Here is a 20,340-nt window from a genome sequence, read left to right as displayed (position 1 = left end):
AATGTAAGCTATAGGCAATCAGCTAAAGTTAGCTACCTTTAAGAGACCTTTATAGTCCTTAATAAAAATGCTGCTTCGCTTTGTTATAATAAGTTTTTCTTCTTTAAAATCCTTGAGCATTCTCACTACAGATTCCATAGCAGTACCAACCATGCTAGCTAGGTCTTCTCTATGAATACTGATTTCTGTTTCCAACTTCTGATTATTTTTATATTTACTTTCCAAAATCAGAAGGTTTAATGCTGTTCGTTCTCTTACCGTATATTTTGAAAGAATTTTTGTCGCATTTAGAAAAACTCCAAATTCGTGACCCAAACTCCTTAATAAACGTTTTGATAAGATAGGTGACTTGTCTACTGCCTTTATAAAATCTTCTTTAGGTATAAACTCCATATCACAATCTGTAAGAGCTGATGCGCAGTCTGGATATAATTCCTCGCTTAACACGGCGTGATATCCTAAGTACTCCCCTTCTTTACAGATATAAAAAATATGCTCCTTTCTATGATCAGTGACTGTAAACTTCTTTACTTTTCCATTTTTAACGCTATAAATGCCTTCTGGCGTATCACCTTCTATAAAAACCGCATCTCCTGCCTTAAAATGAACAATGACACTGTTTTTAGTAATCGTCTTGCATACAGCTTCAGGTAGTCCTGAAAGTAAATCTTGATTATCAAAACTGAATTTGTCGTGTGGAAATAAATTAGTCTTCATCATACGCTGAAATTTGTTTTTACATCTTCCGAATTCTTCTGGTTTCTTACTTCAAGATAACCCTTTTCATAATGAGACTTAAAGTGAAAATTTACTAAAATCTCTAAATTAAATACGGAGCACTTCTCTTCTGTCAAGTGCCTATCACAAAAAAACTCCCTTTCCCTGTTCAGCAGACTATTTCTATAAAAAAAATGAGAATTGTTAACATCAATTATATTTGCATTACAAAGTATTTCAGCTAGCGCTGTCGTTAGGGTTTGATGCCAGCTTGTACCATCAATACACTTGCATATTTGCACACTGGAATTATAATACATCCCTACAGCGTTAAGAAATGCTATTTCTCTATTTTTACTTTTTTCTTTATAATCACTATAACTATTTAAAAAACCTGTATTTTGAAACCAAGCGGTGAGCATAGGCAACTCTGTTTTACGGGGTGCATTATTCATTTCAGCACTACTATTCTTAACGTATTCTACAACCTCTTGCGTATGTATAAGATCATGAAAAGGGAGCTCTTTCCCTTTACTAACAGGTATTGAGGCTGAACAGTATTTTTCTTCTTGTGTGGTCATACTACGCAATATTTATATTGAAAAGGTGTCCAATAAAAGCCGTTAATCCCATAGCCAAGGTTCCCCAAAATGTTATTCTTAGCACTACTTTTGTAGGGTTAGAACCTCCCGCTCTTGCTGCTACTATTCCTAAAATAGCTAGAAATAGAATTGCACTCACATATTGCAGGTATTCCATACGATTAAGGGGGGCTATAAACGCTACAAGTACCGGTAAAAAGCCACCTACAGTAAAAGCTATACCAGAAGAAATTGCTGCCTGTAAAGGTTTTGCCTCCGTCATTTCATGTATTCCTAGCTCATCTCTTGCATGTGCTTCTAAAGCATTGTGGGCTGTTAATTGTATTGCAACCTCTAAGGCTGTCTCAACGTTTAAACCTCTTTCTTCATATATTTTTGCTAGCTCTAGAAGCTCTTCTTCTGGAGTATCTATAAGTTCTTGTTGCTCTCGCGCAAGATCAGATTTTTCAACATCGGTCTGAGAACTCACAGATACATATTCTCCAGCCGCCATAGATAATGCTCCAGCAACTAGCCCTGCAACTCCCGCAACTAATACAGGTTCTCGTGTACTACTTGCAGCGGCAACCCCTATAATAATACTGGCTGTCGATAAAATCCCATCGTTTGCTCCTAAAACTCCCGCTCTAAGCCATCCGCTACGTTTAATGTAGTGTTTTTCTGTGTTTTGTGCATCCATAATTACGCTCCTAATAAGTTAAATACACCTTTTGTCAAGAAGGTTGTGTTCTGCTTAAAGTCCTTCGTGTTTTCTATAAGAGAAAAACCTTCAAAATTTCCATTTAGTTTTACTTCCTCTTGATGGAAATAGTAAGTGTCATTTTCCTTTTTCACCAAGACTAAGACATAGTCAATATCATCAATAGGTACAATAGCTTCAGAAGGTAAAGCTAATCTCTTTTCTGTGCTGGTAATTATTCTAGAGGATACAAACATTCCTGAAATAAAATTATAATCGGATTCATCTTCAATATGACCATGAATTTTAATCGTTCTATTTTCATCAATAGAATTCCCTACAAGATGAACCTCTCCTAAATATACTTGATCTGAAACTTCGGGGATTTCAAATTCGATTTTCTGATCTTTCTTAATACTCATAATATCCTTTTCAAAAACGGAAAGCTCTAAATGAATATGATCATTATTTATAATTTCTAAAATAGAACTTGCTGGCGAAACATAAGAACCCATAGACACAAAGGTTTTAGAAATACTTCCAGCAATAGGAGCGTAAATGCTAGCAATTGCTGTAAAATTACCTTGAGCAGCATTAGCAGTCGATATATGAAGCATTTCCAACTGTTTTTTCAAACCATTCCGTCTTGCTATACTCGTTTTATAATCACTTTCTGCTTTTAAAAAACTTTTTTGAGAAGTGATTTTTTCTGCAATCATGGTTTGTTGTCTTTCATATTCAGACTTCAAATACACCAACTGCTCATTCAGTTCCATATATTCTTGCTGGAGGGTAACAAATTCTGGGTTTTCTAAGGTTACCAATAGCTGCCCTTTTTTTACGGTATCCCCTATTAACAAAGGAGTCGTTTTTATATATCCTCCCATCGTTGCACTAACGCTTGCTTTATTTTCTGGCGGCACATCAATCATGCCCGTTGCCGATACTATTTTTGGAAAATCTTGTTCTTTAAAGGTCCCGAGTTCCATATTATTTTTATTAAACTGTTCCATGGTTATTTCGATATATTCGGAATTTTTTTCTTTGGAGACACTCGTTTTTTCCTCACTACCGCAACTTATTATTAGTAGTGTAAGAATACATGTTATGACGATTCTATTAATTATATTTTTCATGATTGTTATAGTGTTAAAAAATTGATAGCAATTACGGTCTGATTGTACTCTTCTAAGGTATTGAGATATTCTAGTTGTATCTCATAGGCGCTTTCAAGACTTTGCAAGTATTGATAAAAGTTGATCTCTCCGTTTTTAAAGCTACCGATCGCAGTTTTTAAAATTTCATTAGAAAGTTGCTGACCTTCGTTTTCATAATAAGCTAAAGATGCACCAAAACTTTTTAATTGATTTTTTAATACTTCTTGTTTAGAATTTAATTGAGTTCGGTATTCTTTTAACTCATTGATTGACGCTTCCTCTGCAAATTTTGATGCCTTTATTTTCGCAGATTTACCTCCGAAAAGAATGGGGATTTTTAAGCCCAATTGGTAGCCATATAAATTAGCGTTTAGCCCTTCATTAGTCCCTTGAAAATACTGTAGACTGATGTCTGGAAGAATTTGTTGTTTCTCCAACTGTTTTTCTGCTTTAAAAAACAATTCTCTATTTTGATAAAAATGTATTTCAGGAATTTGCGCTATAGGTACGTGCTGCTCTACTGCCTTTAAATTAAGTAGCGGAGTAACTTGTATGGAATCTTCCAATTGTATTACTGCTTGCAATTCTGTATAAACCTCTTTTACCTGTTTTTTTGATTCAGAATATTGCAATGAAATCTGCTTTTCTTTAGAAATAGCTGTTATTTTTTCTAGATAATTGGTTTCCCCTAGTTCAAATCGTCTGCTAGCCATTGCTGAAAAATTGCTATACAAACTATCTAATGTGTGATAAAGCTTCTGCTTTCTCAAAGCTATTTGATAGTTATAATAACTAGTAGTTACTCTTCGAATAACCGCTTTCTTCTGAATTTCAAAAGAATTTTCGCTAAGAGAATGCCGCATTTTATTCACTTTCTTTTGAGAAAAATAAACGGTAGGAAAGCGGAAATCTTGCTGCACCCCAAAAACTTTTAAAGGTTCATTATTACTCGCTAAGTTATTCTCATCAAACTCAAAATAGACCTGTGTTTTATCAAAATCAAAAGCGGAATTAATGAGCTGTTCTGATTGTAATAATTGATTGTTTTTAGCTTTCAAAGAAGCATTATTCTCAATAGCTATTGGTATTAATTCCTCTAAACTTAAGGCTTGATGTTGTTGTTGTTGTTGTTGTGCCATAACTTGCCCTAAACAACAAAAACCAAGTAGCAACAAAACGACACTACTTTTATTTTTTATTTTAAGGGGTATAATGGTATTCAAATAAGCATAAAGCACAGGCAATACTACCAGTGTTAATATAGTAGCCGTAATTAAACCTCCAATGACCACAGTTGCCAATGGCCGCTGTACCTCTGCTCCTGCATTGGTAGATATTGCCATGGGTAAAAAACCTAATGCAGCGGCAGAAGCGGTTAATAAAACAGCTCGTAATCTATCTTTAGCACCATGTTTTATTAATTCTTCAATTGTTTCAAAACCTTCCGCTTTTAACTCTTTAAAATGTTCGATTAAGACAATTCCATTTAAAACTGCAATCCCAAAAAGCGCAATAAAACCTACTCCCGCAGAAATACTGAAAGGCAAATCTCTGATCCATAATAAAAACACCCCGCCTACAGCAGCCAATGGTATTGCAGAATAGATCATTAAAGCTTCTTTTACGGATTTAAAGGCAAAATACAACAGCACAAAAATTAAAACTAAAGCTATAGGCACTGCAACTAATAAGCGAGATTTAGCACTCTGCAAGTTTTCAAATTGCCCGCCATAAGAAATACTATACCCCACTGGTAAGTCAATATTTTCATTGATAAGTTTTTGCACATCATCTACCACAGACTGTAGATCTCTGTTCCGCACATTTACCCCTACGACAATACGTCTTCGCGTATTATCTCGAGATATTTTAGCTGCACCTTTTTGATAGCTGATCGTAGCTAATTCTCGTAAAGGAACTTTTCCACCATTAGGAAGGTCAACAAATAAGTTTTGAAGGTTATCAATATCTTTCCGTTGAGATTTATCTAAACGAACAACTAAGTCAAACCTCTTTTCTCCTTCAAAAATGCTTCCTGCAGTCTTTCCTGCAAAAGCCATTGCGACCAGATCGTTTAATTCTTGAATGTTCAATCCGTAACGCGCCACTTTACTACGGTCATATTTAATACTCATTTCAGGTAAACCTTCTACCTTTTCTATAGAAATATCGGACGCACCTTTAACATTGGCAATTAATTCTCCTATTTCACTACCTTTTTTAGCTAAAACAGATAAATCATCTCCAAATATTTTAATTGCGATATCTGCGCGAACTCCAGTAATTAGTTCATTAAATCGCATTTCAATAGGCTGGGTAAATTCAACCTCCATGCCAGGAATCACCGCTAAAGCTTCTTTAAATTTGTCTGCCAATTCATCTTTTGAAGCGGCAGATGTCCATTCTCCTTTGGGTTTTAAAATAATGATCACATCACTCTCTTCCATAGACATAGGATCAGTAGGTACTTCAGCTGCGCCAATTCTAGTAACCACTTGTTTTACCTCCGGAAAATTTGTTAGTAATATACTTTCTATTTGAGTAGTGGTTTCAACAGTTTTACTCAATGATGTTCCTGTTTTCAGTATGGGTTGGATTACAAAATCGCCCTCATCTAAAGTAGGTACAAACTCTCCTCCCATCTGTGTAAAGAGAAAAATTGCTAGAGTTAATAGTACCGCTGCAATAGACAATACTACTTTTTTACTGCGCAGCGCCCAGGTAATAATGGGGTCATATTTAGCGACAAGCCAATCCATTAATCGTGTAGAAATATTTCTTTTTTTACTCTTTTTTTGAGGTTTTAAAAACAACGAAGCCGCCACGGGCACATAAGTAAAACATAAAATCATGGCTCCAATTAGTGCAAAACTAAAAGTAAGTGCCATAGGAATAAACATTTTCCCTTCTACACCACTTAAAGATAAAATTGGAATGAAAACAATCAGAATTATTAATTGACCGAATACTGCCGAGTTCATCATTTTTGACGCTCCATTTTGCGCTATTTGGTCTTTTAAATTTTGTTGTTCTTCTTTCGGTAATGCCATAATTTCTGCACTAGTACTACTTATTTTAAAAGCAATAAACTCCACAATAATTACTGCTCCATCTATAATAATTCCAAAATCTATAGCGCCTAAGCTCATGAGGTTGGCATCGACTCCGAAAATATACATGAGCGACAAGGCAAAAAGTAGACAAAGTGGAATGACGGAGGCAACCACCAAACCAGATCTAAAATTACCTAATAATAAGACCACTACGAAAATGACGATAAGACAACCTAACACCAAGTTTTCAGTTACTGTAAACGTAGTTTTCGCGATGAGTTCACTCCGATCTAAAAAGGCATTGATGTAAACGCCTTCTGGTAAAGCTTTGCTAATTTCGGTAACACGTAGTTTAACGGCATCGATTACTTTTTTAGAGTTAGCATCTTTTAACATCATTACCTGACCTAAAACCTTTTCTCCTTCACCATTCGCTGTTATGGCACCAAACCTATTGGCACTACCAAACCCTACTTTAGCTACATCCTTAATATAGATAGGTATCCCATTTATATTTTTAACGACAACATTTTCAATGTCTTCTAGTGAAGTTATTAAGCCCTCTCCACGAATGAAATATGCCTGATTTGTTTTTTCAATGTACCCGCCACCAGAAATACTATTGTTGCTTTCTAAAGCTGAAAAAACATCGCGAGCACTGATGTTCATGGCATAAAGTTTATCGGTAGCTATAGCAACTTCATATTGTTTTAAAAAACCACCCCAAGTATTTACCTCAACGACACCAGGAATTCCTGAGAGTTGTCGTTTTACAATCCAATCTTGAATGGTTCGTAAATCTTCAGTGGTATATTTATCTTTAAACGCGGGCCTAACATCTAAAATGTATTGGTAAATTTCTCCTAAGCCTGTAGTAATAGGACCCATTTCTGGCGAACCAAAACCTTCAGGGATTTTTTCAGAAGCCGATTTAATTTTTTCGGCAATTAACTGTCTAGGTAAAAAAGTACCCATATCATCATTAAAGACAATGGTTACTACAGAGAGACCGAATTTGGATACCGATCTAATTTCTTCTACCCCTGGTAAATTTGCCATCTCTAACTCAACAGGATAGGTTATAAATTGCTCCATGTCTTGCGTAGAAAGATTCCTGGAGGTAGTGATTACTTGTACTTGATTATTGGTAACATCTGGAACCGCTCCAATAGGTATTTGAGTTAAGGAATACAATCCAAACCCTACAATAAAAAGTGTGAATAAGAGAATTACAAACTTATTCTTAATACTGAAATTAATAATATGTGATAACATTTTTTCATAATATTATAATTAGAAATGTTCCAATTCAAAGAAATGAAATGGAATCTATTAAAATCTAAAATTTATTATGAAATGCGGGGCGGTTGAAATAAGCCCAAGGAATGTAAAGACGAACTAGGTTCTTGGTAATGAAAATTTGATATCGTATTCAGAACAAATTCTATTTTAGTAAAATCTGTCCTATAAACTGGACTTACAATAGCAATGACTGTAGAAATATGAGAATGATTTTGAAAAGGTAGTTTTTCATGATCTTCCTTTTCTTCTTGATGTTCTTTTTGATGTTCTGCTTTAGATTTTCCGTAGTGCTTAGCTACAAAAGCAAATACATCGTCTCCATATTGCTCACTATGAAACGAAGCATGTTCTATCAACTGATTTAGTTTAACTAGATCAGTGAAACAAATTCCTAGACTCTGCATGAAAATCAGGAACGAAAATGATATGGAAACCAATTTCAACATTTAAACAAATATACAATTTTGAAACCTTGAATCTTGTAAACTGCTTTAATTCAGAAACAATCAAAATAACCTAATTTTAATATTTTGTTTAATATTTTAGCGAAATGGTTAAACATTTTGTAAATTTACATGGTGAGTTTGTCTCACGTCGTTTAAAATTCAATTCAATTTTACACTTATGTTTGGACTATTTAAAAAAAAATCAGAGAAAGATAAACTTTATGAAACCTACCAAAGTTTACTTCAAGAAGCTCATAAATTATCTACTTCTAATCGAAAACTGAGTGATCAAAAGACGTACGAGGCAGAAGAGATTATGAAGAGGATAGAACAGTTAAGCACAAAAATGTAGTGTCATGAATTCAAAAAAGCCAGATAATGTGGTTTTCAACACCAATACTCAGAAGTATGATGCTGCATTGAAACCCTACAGTACCAATTTGGGTGCACCTGCTATAAAACCAATGGATACTATTGCTTGGAAAAATAGATCCATCAACAAGGTAAATCATAAAATTCAAACGAGGTATCAAGAATTAAAAGAGGAATATGATAAAATGATGGCTGAATTTGATCATAATAATTTGATTTATAATGCAAAATTCTCTTTTGAGCCCATTATAGGAGAAAAATACCATCTGTATTCCAAACAGGACGGTACTAACTTTTTATCCATAATAGCTCCTGAGCAATGCAGCTTTGAGCCTTTGGGTAGTTTTTATTTAAATGCGGATCAAATTTGGGAGAAACTTTAACGATGAAAGATACTTTAGAATTTACAGAACGAGAATTAGACCGGATTATAGAGATGGCTTGGGAAGACCGTACGCCATTTGAAGCCATTGAATTCCAATTTAAAATTCCTGAAAAGGAAGTTATAAAGCTGATGCGTACAAACCTTAAAGAAGGTAGCTTTAAAAGGTGGCGAAAAAGGGTAAACAGTGGTGTAAGTCAGAAGCATTTAAAAAAGAGAAACCCAGAAATTAATAGATTTAAATGCTCTAGACAGCGTGCTATTTCTGGCAATAAAATTAGTAAACGATAGATGAGTACATCCCCTAATTTTTTAAACCCTGAATTTCCTACGGATATGGATGCTATTCAGAAACGAATAGCACTAATAGACCCTAGGAAGTATGCCAGTTCTAGAAATTATATTGATGGTGCTGTATCCTATTTATCGCCTTATATATCAAGAGGTGTAATTTCTACAAAACAAGTATACCAATCGCTTTTAGAAAGAGGATTTACAACTTCTAATGCTGAAAAATTTATTCAAGAATTAGCCTGGCGTGATTACTGGCAGCAAGTATGGATCCATAAGGGGAATGCTATAGATACCGATTTAAAACACCCACAACCAACCGTTGAGAATAAAGAAATACCTAAGGTAATTGCTGATGGTACTACCGGAATAATAGCTATAGATAAGGCGATCAAGCAGCTTTATAACACAGGTTACATGCACAATCATTTGCGCATGTATGTTGCGAGTATGGCATGCAATGTAGCTAACAGTCACTGGAAAATTCCTGCACAATGGATGTACTATCATCTTTTAGATGCCGATTGGGCAAGCAATGCTTTAAGCTGGCAATGGGTTGCCGGTGCTAATAGCAACAAAAAATATTATGCAAATCAAGAAAATATAAATCGCTATTGTCACACGGAGCAAATGAATACTTTTTTAGATGTTGCTTATGAAGATTTTGAGCATTTGCCAATCCCCGAGGCGTTACTAGAAACTACTATACCTTCTTTAGAAACGCTACTTCCTCCATCAGATACTATCAACGTAAATACAGAATTACCAACCCTTATTTACAATTATTACAATGTTGATCCCAAGTGGAGAAAAGAGGAAGAAGCCAACCGCATCTTACTTTGTGAACCCTCACATTATAAAAAATTTCCTGTTTCTGCTAAAAACATTGATTTTTTATTAGAACTAGCGAAAAACATTAAAGGAATTCAAGTTTACGTAGGGGAATTTAAGGAACTCAAAACCCAGTATAATTTAAAGCACTGTTACTACAAAGAGCATCCTACCAATACCCATTACTTAGGAGTAGAAGAACCAAGAGATTGGATGTTTGCCGTAAAAGGATACTATCCTTCGTTTTTCTCTTTCTGGAAAAAATGTAAAATAGAAATAAAAAATCAAACCAAACCATAAATGAAACTCAACAAAACTGCATTAGAAAACCTTGATCGGATAGACCGTATTAAAATTATCAATACTGTTTCCGGAATTAAACCTGGCAACCTTATTGGGACTGTTGATGAAACCGGAAATACCAATGTAGCCGTCTTTAGCTCTGTAGTTCATCTGGGGAGCGATCCTGCGTTATTGGGCTTTATTTTGAGACCGACAGGTGAAGTACCCAGAAATACTTATGCTAATATTTTAGCAAACAACTCCTATACCATTAACCACATTCACCCAGCATTTATTAAAAATGCACACTATACCTCAGCTAAATTTGATCTTGGTGTTTCAGAATTTGAGCGTTGTGGACTCACCGAAGAATTTATTGAAGAATGTAAAGCTCCTTTTGTAAAAGAAAGTCAGTTTAAAATGGGAATGAAATTTATTGAAGCACTACCTATAAAACAAAACAATACCTTACTTGTTATTGGAGAAATAACAAGTATAATTTTACCAGACGCGTCTTTTAACAATAAAGAGTATATCAATTTAGAAGAGATCAATAGTGTGGGAATCTCAGGATTAAACAGTTATTATTCCATAACCAAAATAGCAGATCATCCTTATGCTAGAGTAAACGAAGTTCCTAAGTTTTAATGAAAAAACAACACTTGCCGCAAAAGTTATGTGTGGTTTGCAATAAGCCATTTAGTTGGCGAAAAAAATGGGAAAAAGAATGGAACAATGTAAAATACTGTTCTGAACGATGTAGAAGAAACAAAAACCAATGATGAAAGATGCTACCCTAATATTTCCACACCAGTTATTTGAGAATTCACCCGTATTAGAATATGATGCTCCTATATATTTAGTTGAAGAATACTTGTTCTTCAAACAATACAAATTTCATAAACAGAAAATTGCTTTTCATAGGGCTAGCATGAAATGCTATGAAGCTTACTTACTGTCAAAAAATCACGAGGTAAATTATATAGAGGCAACCGATGATTTATCGGCCATCAGTAGCCTAATTAAACAGCTGAGTAAAGAGGGCGTAAACCAATTAAATTATATTGAAGTCTCTGACTATTGGTTACACCAAAGAATTGAAGAAACCAGTAAAGCACATAACATTACTTTAACAGCATTTGACTCTCCTTTATTTATAAATAATAAAGAAGATTTAAATCATTTTTTTAAAAAGGATAAAAAGAGCTTTCATCAGACCACGTTTTACAAACAAGAACGAAAAAGATTAGGCATTCTTATGGATAAGAATGATGAGCCAGTAGGTGGTAAATGGACGTATGATACTGAAAACAGGAAAAAATATCCCGCTAAAAAAACACCTCCTGCCTTACATTTCCCTGAAGTAACAAAATATCATAAAGAAGCTAAAGAATATGTAGATACTCATTTTTCTGATCACTATGGAGCACTTACCAATGAAGTATATTATCCAATAGACTTTGATGCTTCTAAGCTTTGGTTTAATCAGTTTCTAGAACAGCGCTTTTCAGAATTCGGAGTTTATGAGGATGCCATTGTCGCAGAGAATTCTATTTTGAATCACAGTGTGTTAACTCCAATGTTAAATGTAGGTCTATTAACACCTCATCTCATTATTGATACCACCCTAGCCTACGCTGAAAAACACGATATCCCTATCAATTCTTTAGAAGGGTTTGTACGTCAAATTATTGGATGGAGAGAGTTTATGCGCGGTATGTATGAACTGAAAGGTGTACACCAACGTACCCGTAATTTCTGGGGGTTTACCCGTAAGATTCCAAAATCATTTTATACAGGTACTACTGGGATTATACCGATTGATACTACTATTAAAAAAATACTAAAAACTGGGTATTGCCACCATATAGAACGCTTGATGGTATTGGGTAATTTTATGTTGTTGTGTGAGTTTGATCCTAAAGAAGTCTATAAATGGTTTATGGAATTGTTTATAGATTCTTATGATTGGGTGATGGTACCTAATGTATATGGCATGAGTCAGTTTGCAGATGGCGGATCTTTTGCTACCAAGCCTTATATCAGCGGTAGTAATTACGTGATGAAAATGAGTAATTATGGTAAAGGAGATTGGCAACAATCATGGGATGGACTTTTTTGGCGATTTATGCATGAACACCGCGATTTTTTCAAAGGAAACCCAAGGTTGAAGATGTTATTATCAACATTTGATCGGATGGACGATGCTAAGAAAGAATCACATTTAAAACATGCCGTTAAATTCTTAATAGGTTTAAAGTAAAATTTGATTTAGCACTATCGTTTAAAACAAAAAAACCGCCAATTTCTTGGCGGTTTTCATAGTTAAGTATGGTACTGTTATTTCTTCATAATTTGCTCCGTACTTATTAAATTCCCATTCACATAAGTTTTTAGGAAGTAATAACCACTGCGTAAATACCATAATGGCAATACAGATTTGTTAGTTCCAGGTCTTAACTTATCATACGATTTATAGACTACTCTACCATAATAATCATAAACTATATAGGTCGCGTATCCCTTTTCAGTACTCTCCTGTTGCACAATAGCATAAGAGGTAAAAGGATTTGGATAAATCTTTAAAGAAATATCATCATCTATAGGAGGTGTACAAGATCCCAAAGTATATCCTTTTCTCTTGAATATTTCTACAGCTCTCTCTGAAATACAAATAGTTCTACCATTTTTACACATACTAACCTTAGCATGTCTAGAGTTGTTACCACAAGAAACGTCTTCTGCTTCTACGGTAATCTCACCAGTTACCGAACATCCATTAGCATCTGTAATGGTTACGGTATATAATGTAGTTTCATCTGGGCAAGCGGTAATAGTTTCCGTAGTCTCCCCTGAACTCCACGAATACGTATACGGAGCTACACCACCCCATGTACTTGTTACACCGATAGTCGCACATGCTTCGGCCTCATACCCATGAAATACTTTTACTGTTTCCGTTAGCGTAAACGCTATTGGTTCAAACGTTTCTATATAAATAGAATCTTGAACGGTAGCACCAATGGCATCGGTGACAAAAACACTATAAGAACCACTGTTTAAATCTATAGCAGTAGCTGCCGTTTGTCCATCATTCCAAGAATAAGAATAAGGAGCTACACCACCGCTAACCTGTACTGTGGCAGTAGCCAATTCTCCTGAGCAAGTTGTTTCTGAACTTACCATTTCTGTGATCTGTAATTCTTCTAATATAAAACGTGCTGAAACTGGAAAGTGATCTGAAACAGTCGTGGTATAATCGGTATCATAAAACTCATATCCTACACTAACAGATCCATCAATGTAGCTTGCTGATAATTCATTAGACACGGTAATATGATCTATCATGTTTTCTCTAAACACATACGAACGATAATCTCCTTCACTTAAAACCTTGGTAAGAATCCTATAATTTATGGTATCTTGAACATAAGCATCAAAAGTACTTACCGTAGAACTAACCTCATCTGCAACCGTGAAATCTACATCATCGTTATAATCTCCTAAAACAATAAGATTTGAGTCTGCAAATTGTGCATCTAGGGTATCTTTTAATACCTCAACATCATACTTGCGCATATCATAACGCGATTGTGGTCCGGAACTACTGTTTGCTCTGGCATGTAGTGCTACAATATCAAACTGCTTTGTTACACCAGCTAAGGTTACGTCTGCCGTCATTAAAAAAGGCAAACGTCCACTAGCATAAAAGCGTGTCTTATCAGCATCTGGATAGTCTGACAAGGCAGCATCATCTCCCCCATTGTAATACGGGTGAATACTCGCTAATAAAGGTTTTGTTGCTACGACAGATACAGTTGCTGTATTATAGATGAATCCTACTTTTTGTTGTGTACCTGTTTCATCATTAGGATAGGATACTGCTTCAGAAAGCACATAATCATATCCATTCATTTCACTAACCATTTGTCCAAATAAAACATCATCAGATATTTCTTCTACGGTATACACATCAGCATCCATTTTTCTTAGAATGGCTAATACACTGTCTTTTTGAATTGCGTCTGAAAGTGGGTTACCCACGGCTGGAGAATTTGTCTCATCACCAAACCACTCAATATTCCAAGCTACAACATCAAAAGTTTTGTCTTTACCTACAGCTACACCATTGTCTAATGGAACATAAGCCGTTGCGCAAGGCATGTCTGCTTTTACACGCGGTAGTAATTGATATGATTCGAAAAAACGACCTACAACTCCTGTTATTTCTGAACAAGAAGCGGGTTGTCCTAAACCTACTATAGCCTCTACATCATTATCTATACGAAGGTCTCCTAAACCACTTGCATCTGATAAGGTGTAATTAGAGTTTCCGAATAAAATATCTCCTGCTTTAGGAAAAGATGGATTTAAAATGGTTACTAATTCTGCAGGATGATTTCCTAATTCGGACAAAGTAATCACAAGTGGCTCAATAACAACATTTGGTGTTCCATTGTTTTCTACTTGTGTTACGGTACTAATTTGAACCTGATCATTAAAAGCACTACGCGTACCGGTAACGGTAATGGAATCTCCTATCATAAAATTCCCTTCACCATGTACGGAAGTATCAAAAATTGCAATGGCTGCGGTAGCATCTTGAATGTAAGCAGAACCTGCAAATTGATCGGACACTGTTAAAACACCAGTCACGGTAACTACTTCGCCCTCATCAGTATTACGGGCCGCTAAAATTGATATCGTAGCAGGTGGCGGAATTACCGCTCCATTCTCTGTTCCTGGAGAAGGTATTGCTGTGGTATAGGCTGACGTGTTTCTTACTCCACCAGCACCATTAGGCATTCTTTGCATAGATTGGCTGTCTTTATCTCCTAGAGCAGCTTCATTCACTTGAGCTTCTCCTGAATTTAAAAGTACCAATAAGGCTTCGTCATCACCATCATCTGTACCATATACTAAAGCATCTACTAAAGCATCATTCACAAGAACTGGTGTACCGCTAGGAAAATCGGCTATAGCTCCTGAATATAAAGCTACTGCATCTGCGCCATTTTGTATACCGTTTGTTGTAAACGCTTCTAATGATACATTAGCAACAGCTGGGCTACCTATAACAAAATATCCATTTTCATTGGTAGTATAACCTGTTAGGTCTATAGCATTATAGCTTAAATCATTACTTCCATTGTATAAGACAACGACCAAACCGTCTAAGGATGAATTTCCGGTACCACCATCATAGAGTTCTATAAATTCTAAAGCATCGGTACCTATATTATCTACATCTACTTCGTTGATGACTATTTGAGCTGGTCCAGAAACGGTATAACTTGCTACAGGAAATGGAATAACAGCGCTCGCATTTGTAGCTTCATTATCTAAAGCATTTGGTCCGCTGAAGGTCCAGTTAGTACTCGTAAAAATAGTACCATCTGGTCCTGTATTTTCATTTCTATACGCCCAGCCATCGGTATACTCCCAAGCTTGTCCAGAACCATCTACATTAATAGCTCCAAAAACATCAATCACAGTTCCATTTTGAAATAACTCAACCGCATCATCGCCATTAATGGCCATAGCGCCAGAGATGAACGTGGGATTAAAACCAAAAAAAGTATTGAATTCTACTTCCTCTGTAGCTACATATATGAATTCTCCTTTAGCTACTGCTACTGCTGGAAATGTGAATTCTTCTCCATTAGTACCACCTCCGTTATTTGCAGAGCCAAGGCTATAAATGCTTAAATCTGCAATAGCCTCAGTGGCATAAAGCTCTACTCCTTTAGGCACTCCTCCAGTTAGTGGCCCATCATAAACACCTGAAATTAATAAAGCACTCGTTGGCGATGTTCCTCCTCCACTAGTGGTTACGGATAAAACCTCTGAAAGTACAGAGCTATTACCCGCAGCGTCAATGGCTACAAGGGTAAAAGAATATGTTGTGGCTGCACTTAATCCTTCTACAGTAAATGTAGTTGTCGCTGTAGTACCTACCAAAGTTGTTCCTTCAAAAATCTGATATTCAAGTACACCAACATTGTCTGTTGCTGCAGTCCAAGACAATTCAACCGTTGTTGCTTCAATAGTAGTTGTCGTTACTTGAGCAGGTATTGTTGGCGCTTCAGTATCTGTTGTACCATCTCCTCCTCCATTGGAGGTACCCGGAGTAGGTACATTCATTACAAATAAATTAGTATTTCTAGCTCCACCTTGCCCATTAGGGCTACGTTGCATAGAATTTATAATCCCATTTCCACCTTCATTTTCATCTACTTGAGCTTGTCCTGAATTTAATAAAGCTAATAATTCTACATCATCTCCATCACTAGTACCATATACTACAGCATCTACTAAAGTATCGTCTAGCACTAGTGCCGTTCCTGAAGAAAAATTAGCAGCATCAGCCAAATAAAGCGCTACTGCATCTGCTCCATTTTGTATGCCATTGGTTGTAAAAGCAGTTAAATCTGCCTTAGCAACATTAGCACTTCCTATTACAAAATATCCATTCTCATCGGTAGCATATCCTGTTAAATCTATCGTATTATAACTTAGGTTATTACTTCCATTGTATAAGACAACGACATACCCATCTAAACTTGTATTCCCAGAGCCACCATCATACAGCTCAATAAATTCAGAAGCATCAGTACTGTCTTGATCTGCATCTATTTCATTAATTAACAGTCCTTGGTCTCCTGCTCCTGCTCCTGCTCCTGTTGCAGTTCCTTGTAATTGTACATCATCAAAACCGGCATAATCACTCCCGCCATTTTGTTTTGCATACAACTGTAAGCTTACACTAGAAACGGTATTAGGTACTGCTTGAGAAATCTGCTCCCAACCTGTTGTACTGTAAGGACTGCCTACGGTAATCGTAACTACGCCTTGCGAAATGGCATCATGAAAAATTTCATACGTAAGTACATCGCCATTGGCAACATCAAAACCATCTACATTTACTTCAAAAGAAAGGGTGACATCCGTATAACTATTTATAGCTATCGCACTGAAAGTTAAGGTACCTCCATCAACTGTAGCACAATTCCCTTCTAAATCCTGAATACCGAAAAAATTAGCACCTGATTTAGGTCCAGTTATAGATCCTACATTAGAAACAATATCCCAAACATCTCCTCCCGTATTACAAGGAACAGGAGATTGCACATAGGCCCACGTATCATTGGAAGAATTTTCATAGCCTTGAAAAGCAATAAAATCTCCCGTTGGTGTTGGTGGTGTTGTCGTATCTTCTAATGTTGTAAACGTAACTGTATTGCTTTCCGATGAGCTATTTCCTGCGGCATCTATAGCCTTAACAGAGAAAGAATAGGTTGTATTTGCTACTAGACCAGAAACACTAAATGAAGTATTGCTCGTAGCAGTAACAAAATTAGTACCATTAAAAATCTGATAAGCCAAAACAGCTACATTATCTGTTGATGCTGTCCAAGTTAAATCTACCCCTGTAATAGTCGTATTTGCCGTCATTAAATTAGCAGGTACTGTAGGTGATTCTACATCCGTAGATGTATTTTGAAATCTATCTTCTGCCTGTGGTCCTCCCCAAATAGTCGTTGCAAAAGCAGGATTATCTATAAATGGATTTCTATTTCCTTGAATCCCTTCTAAAAGTACATTTCTATTGATTTCTACTTGAGACACAGGATCTTCTGCATTCCACTCTAAGAACATGTCTCTCATTTCAGGGCTATAGGTAGAGTTCCCTAATCCTACCGTATTTGGTAAACAACGATCGCCATATCGAATGTACATATACATCATCATACGAGCCACATCACCTTTCCATTCATCCCCTGGATAAAATCCGTTATTTAATGCTCTTGCATTGCCATCCGCATCAATATATGGACGGTTGCTTCTTGTAGAATTGAACTGTACATCTGTAGCACGTAAATGGTGTGCATCTGATCCTGGACCAGTTTCTCCAAGGTTCGGATTGCCTAATGACTTTGGATACGTATGCTCTCTGTTCCATTGTCCAGATCCACCACCGTTATTGTCCTTAGAACGAGTTCTGTCATTAGTAACATCGGCATCACTATCATTATAGCCGTATAGTAAGAAAACGTTGTTAGGGTTAGCTGGGTCTAAATCTGTTTGCTTTAAAGCCTCCCAAACTCCTGGGGTATAACTCAATACCGTAGATTGGGAATTGGTTACAAGTGTTCCTAAATTGTTTTTTAAACTCTCGCCAGTAGCACTAATATTCGTTCCTGAGTAGTAGGAAGGAATTTGTGCCGTGACAAAGTTTGCCATTAAAAATGCCAGAATCCATAGCAATAGATTCTTTCTTAAGTAATTTTTTTTCATAGTGGTCTAATTATTTTAGTACCACCAAACTTAAGAAATTCTAATACGCGAGAAGTTATTCTTTATTAACAGAACGTTAAGAAATAAACCCGTTTCTACCGTATAACCATAGTTTATCGGTAATATTCATCGTTGAAAAGTAAATGTTATGAAATAATTATAGTCCTAATACGGAGAAAAATTCTGCTTTATAGCTTTCTCCAATAGGTATTCTGGTGTCGTTGATAACGATTCTATTCCGTTGTACCGTCTTAATAAAGTTTACATTGACTACAAAAGACTTATGAACACGTAGAAATTGATTCGAGGGAAGTTTATCTAAAATTTCTTTGAAGTTCATAAGTGTCAATACCGTTTTGTTGGTATTTGTAATATGAATTTTCAAATAATCCTTTAAACCTTGAACATACTCAATATCATCTAAATTAATTTTGATGCTTTCGTATTCTGCTTTTACAAAAATAAATTTCTTTGATTCGTTCGTTTCTCCGTGAGATGAAAACACATTGCCTTCCATAGGTTTTTCTTTTTTAGATAATTGTTCTTTAGCTCTTGAAATGGCTTTTATAAAACGGTGGTAAGGAATAGGTTTCACGAGATAATCTACCGCATTTAGTTCAAAGCCTTCTACGGCATATTGTGAATAGGCTGTGGTAAAAATAAACAAGGGTTTATTATCTAAGGAGGCTATAAAATCTATCCCGCTGATTTGTGGCATTTGAATATCGCAAAAAAGAAGGTCTACTTTTTTATCATTTAAGACGCTGATAGCATCAAGGGGGTTTGTAAAAGTACCTACGACTTCTATAAAATCTAATTTACTGCAATAATCAGTGATAATATCTATTGCTAAAGGCTCATCATCTATAATAATACATTTCATATTTATAATTTTAAGGTAAGCCTAACGCAATAATTTTCCCCATCGTTTTCAACAAATAAATCATGGGTATCTGGGTATAAAAGGTTCAATCTATTTTTAATATTTTCTAAACCAACACCAGAGTTTTTAGCTTCCTTTCTGAAAGCTCCTATTTTATTTATCACACTAAAATGAATAGCCTCATCAAAAATGGAAAGGCTTATTTTAACGTTAGTTTTCCCCTTAAAATCTGTTCCGTATTTAAACGCATTTTCAATAAAGGATATAAAAAGTAATGGTGCTATAGATTTCTGTTTGTCTTCTCCTGAAATTTTTAAAATAACATTTTCAGTATTAGATAAGCGTAAGCGTTGTAACTGAACATAGTTTTTAATATACTCTATCTCTTTTGATAAAGGTGCCACGTCTTTATCTGCTTCATACAACATATAACGCATCAATTCTGATAAGTTTATAATTGCTTCTGAAGTTTTTTCAGATTTTTTTACAGACAAGGAATAAATAGCATTTAATGAGTTGAATAAAAAATGCGGATTTAATTGTGTTTTTAAAAATTGGAGTTCAGAATTCACTTTTTCATTTTCGGTAATTTTACGTAAATCCTCATTGTGGTTCCACTCAATATAAATACGGAGTAAAGAACTAACCACGTAGGGGATTCCAAAGGTGATAATCGACATGAAAAAAGACCTAAACTCGGGTTTTTCATTACCTAAGTGTCTATTTTGCATCTTTAAGAGGTCCTCTGGAGATGAATTTACAAATGCTAAATTGCCAAAAATATTTACAATTAAACCAAAAATGATAACTAATACTATAGATATGATAATGTAATTACCGACACTCTTCTTTAGTAATAATTTAGGAATTAAGTAATAGTAATTGATATAGAATAATAAAAATGAAAATATAAACCGCACGTGAAGATCTGGCGGAAATGGTCTTTCTTGAGAAATAAAAGGATATAATAAAAGACCATAGAACAATAGCCATAATAGTATATGAATAAGAATTTGCCAAATATACCTTTTCTTTAGAACCATAA

16 protein-coding genes are annotated in these 20,340 nt (G+C 35.4%); 7 read left to right on the top strand and 9 right to left on the bottom strand.

Features of this window, described 5'->3' with window-relative positions:
• Positions 1–18 precede the first annotated feature (18 nt).
• From GQR94_RS17995 to GQR94_RS17970, 6 genes are all read right to left on the bottom strand, one after another.
• Positions 19–720, bottom strand: a complete 702-nt coding sequence (locus tag GQR94_RS17995) for a Crp/Fnr family transcriptional regulator (RefSeq protein ID WP_158977839.1) — start codon at positions 718–720, stop codon at positions 19–21.
• The gene (locus tag GQR94_RS17990; RefSeq protein WP_158977836.1) at positions 717–1,298 is read right to left on the bottom strand and encodes a hypothetical protein; all 582 of its coding nucleotides are present in this window, start codon (positions 1,296–1,298) and stop codon (positions 717–719) included. Before GQR94_RS17990 ends, GQR94_RS17995 begins: the two co-directional genes overlap by 4 nt.
• Position 1,299: 1 nt before the next feature.
• A complete protein-coding gene (locus GQR94_RS17985) occupies positions 1,300–1,998 on the bottom strand; it encodes a VIT family protein (RefSeq protein WP_158977832.1) in 699 nt (232 codons plus the stop codon).
• A gap of 2 nt (positions 1,999–2,000) precedes the next feature.
• A complete protein-coding gene (locus tag GQR94_RS17980) occupies positions 2,001–3,134 on the bottom strand; it encodes an efflux RND transporter periplasmic adaptor subunit (protein WP_158977829.1) in 1,134 nt (377 codons plus the stop codon).
• A gap of 5 nt (positions 3,135–3,139) precedes the next feature.
• Positions 3,140–7,483, bottom strand: coding sequence for a CusA/CzcA family heavy metal efflux RND transporter (locus GQR94_RS17975; protein ID WP_158977826.1), 4,344 nt, complete (start codon positions 7,481–7,483; stop codon positions 3,140–3,142).
• A gap of 74 nt (positions 7,484–7,557) precedes the next feature.
• On the bottom strand, positions 7,558–7,866 hold the full coding sequence (locus tag GQR94_RS17970) for a hypothetical protein (protein ID WP_233268421.1): 309 nt from the start codon (positions 7,864–7,866) through the stop codon (positions 7,558–7,560).
• Positions 7,867–8,134: 268 nt separating this feature from the next.
• On the opposite strand from GQR94_RS17970, the gene GQR94_RS17965 reads away from it, so the two are divergent.
• The 7 genes from GQR94_RS17965 to GQR94_RS17935 are packed head-to-tail and all read left to right on the top strand — an operon-like array spanning position 8,135 to position 12,377.
• Positions 8,135–8,308 carry a Lacal_2735 family protein gene (locus tag GQR94_RS17965; RefSeq protein WP_158977820.1) on the top strand — a complete coding sequence of 58 codons (174 nt, stop codon included), beginning with the start codon at positions 8,135–8,137 and terminating at the stop codon, positions 8,306–8,308.
• A 4-nt stretch (positions 8,309–8,312) separates the two neighbouring features.
• Positions 8,313–8,711: a DUF2452 domain-containing protein gene (locus GQR94_RS17960; RefSeq protein WP_158977817.1), complete on the top strand. Its 399-nt coding sequence runs from the start codon at positions 8,313–8,315 to the stop codon at positions 8,709–8,711.
• Positions 8,712–8,713: 2 nt separating this feature from the next.
• A complete protein-coding gene (locus GQR94_RS17955) occupies positions 8,714–9,001 on the top strand; it encodes a TIGR03643 family protein (protein WP_158977814.1) in 288 nt (95 codons plus the stop codon).
• The gene (locus GQR94_RS17950) at positions 9,002–10,132 is read left to right on the top strand and encodes an FAD-binding domain-containing protein (protein ID WP_158977811.1); all 1,131 of its coding nucleotides are present in this window, start codon (positions 9,002–9,004) and stop codon (positions 10,130–10,132) included.
• Positions 10,133–10,762: a flavin reductase family protein gene (locus GQR94_RS17945; RefSeq protein WP_158977808.1), complete on the top strand. Its 630-nt coding sequence runs from the start codon at positions 10,133–10,135 to the stop codon at positions 10,760–10,762.
• A complete protein-coding gene (locus GQR94_RS17940) occupies positions 10,762–10,896 on the top strand; it encodes a DUF2256 domain-containing protein (RefSeq protein ID WP_158977805.1) in 135 nt (44 codons plus the stop codon). The genes GQR94_RS17945 and GQR94_RS17940 overlap by 1 nt, the downstream gene beginning before the upstream one ends.
• Complete coding sequence (locus tag GQR94_RS17935) at positions 10,896–12,377, top strand: cryptochrome/photolyase family protein (protein WP_158979675.1); 1,482 nt, start codon at positions 10,896–10,898, stop codon at positions 12,375–12,377. Before GQR94_RS17940 ends, GQR94_RS17935 begins: the two co-directional genes overlap by 1 nt.
• A gap of 77 nt (positions 12,378–12,454) precedes the next feature.
• Here GQR94_RS17935 and GQR94_RS17930 read toward each other — a convergent pair whose 3' ends face one another.
• The 3 genes from GQR94_RS17930 to GQR94_RS17920 all read right to left on the bottom strand — a co-directional run bounded on the left by GQR94_RS17930 (position 12,455) and on the right by GQR94_RS17920 (position 20,338).
• Positions 12,455–18,412: an endonuclease gene (locus GQR94_RS17930; RefSeq protein WP_158977802.1), complete on the bottom strand. Its 5,958-nt coding sequence runs from the start codon at positions 18,410–18,412 to the stop codon at positions 12,455–12,457.
• A 157-nt stretch (positions 18,413–18,569) separates the two neighbouring features.
• Positions 18,570–19,295 carry a LytTR family DNA-binding domain-containing protein gene (locus GQR94_RS17925; RefSeq protein WP_158977799.1) on the bottom strand — a complete coding sequence of 242 codons (726 nt, stop codon included), beginning with the start codon at positions 19,293–19,295 and terminating at the stop codon, positions 18,570–18,572.
• Positions 19,296–19,297: 2 nt separating this feature from the next.
• Positions 19,298–20,338: a sensor histidine kinase gene (locus tag GQR94_RS17920; protein WP_158977796.1), complete on the bottom strand. Its 1,041-nt coding sequence runs from the start codon at positions 20,336–20,338 to the stop codon at positions 19,298–19,300.
• Between the last annotated feature and the right edge of the window lie 2 nt (positions 20,339–20,340).

It is taken from the genome of Cellulophaga sp. L1A9, assembly GCF_009797025.1.
Taxonomy (GTDB): Bacteria; Bacteroidota; Bacteroidia; order Flavobacteriales; family Flavobacteriaceae; genus Cellulophaga.
Note: the sequence above shows the minus strand (reverse complement) of the source record. Positions and strands in the feature narration are given on the sequence as shown.

What these genes read in the sequence shown, in the direction of transcription:
- GQR94_RS17980 (WP_158977829.1), bottom strand. Translation starts at nt 3,134, where the DNA reads ATGAAAAATATAATTAATAGAATCGTCATAACATGTATTCTTACACTA.
- GQR94_RS17930 (WP_158977802.1), bottom strand. Translation starts at nt 18,412, where the DNA reads ATGAAAAAAAATTACTTAAGAAAGAATCTATTGCTATGGATTCTGGCA.
- GQR94_RS17995 (WP_158977839.1), bottom strand. Translation starts at nt 720, where the DNA reads ATGATGAAGACTAATTTATTTCCACACGACAAATTCAGTTTTGATAAT.
- GQR94_RS17945 (WP_158977808.1), top strand. Translation starts at nt 10,133, where the DNA reads ATGAAACTCAACAAAACTGCATTAGAAAACCTTGATCGGATAGACCGT.
- GQR94_RS17935 (WP_158979675.1), top strand. Translation starts at nt 10,896, where the DNA reads ATGAAAGATGCTACCCTAATATTTCCACACCAGTTATTTGAGAATTCA.
- GQR94_RS17940 (WP_158977805.1), top strand. Translation starts at nt 10,762, where the DNA reads ATGAAAAAACAACACTTGCCGCAAAAGTTATGTGTGGTTTGCAATAAG.
- GQR94_RS17975 (WP_158977826.1), bottom strand. Translation starts at nt 7,483, where the DNA reads ATGTTATCACATATTATTAATTTCAGTATTAAGAATAAGTTTGTAATT.
- GQR94_RS17925 (WP_158977799.1), bottom strand. Translation starts at nt 19,295, where the DNA reads ATGAAATGTATTATTATAGATGATGAGCCTTTAGCAATAGATATTATC.
- GQR94_RS17950 (WP_158977811.1), top strand. Translation starts at nt 9,002, where the DNA reads ATGAGTACATCCCCTAATTTTTTAAACCCTGAATTTCCTACGGATATG.
- GQR94_RS17920 (WP_158977796.1), bottom strand. Translation starts at nt 20,338, where the DNA reads ATGGTTCTAAAGAAAAGGTATATTTGGCAAATTCTTATTCATATACTA.
- GQR94_RS17960 (WP_158977817.1), top strand. Translation starts at nt 8,313, where the DNA reads ATGAATTCAAAAAAGCCAGATAATGTGGTTTTCAACACCAATACTCAG.
- GQR94_RS17965 (WP_158977820.1), top strand. Translation starts at nt 8,135, where the DNA reads ATGTTTGGACTATTTAAAAAAAAATCAGAGAAAGATAAACTTTATGAA.
- GQR94_RS17985 (WP_158977832.1), bottom strand. Translation starts at nt 1,998, where the DNA reads ATGGATGCACAAAACACAGAAAAACACTACATTAAACGTAGCGGATGG.
- GQR94_RS17955 (WP_158977814.1), top strand. Translation starts at nt 8,714, where the DNA reads ATGAAAGATACTTTAGAATTTACAGAACGAGAATTAGACCGGATTATA.
- GQR94_RS17990 (WP_158977836.1), bottom strand. Translation starts at nt 1,298, where the DNA reads ATGACCACACAAGAAGAAAAATACTGTTCAGCCTCAATACCTGTTAGT.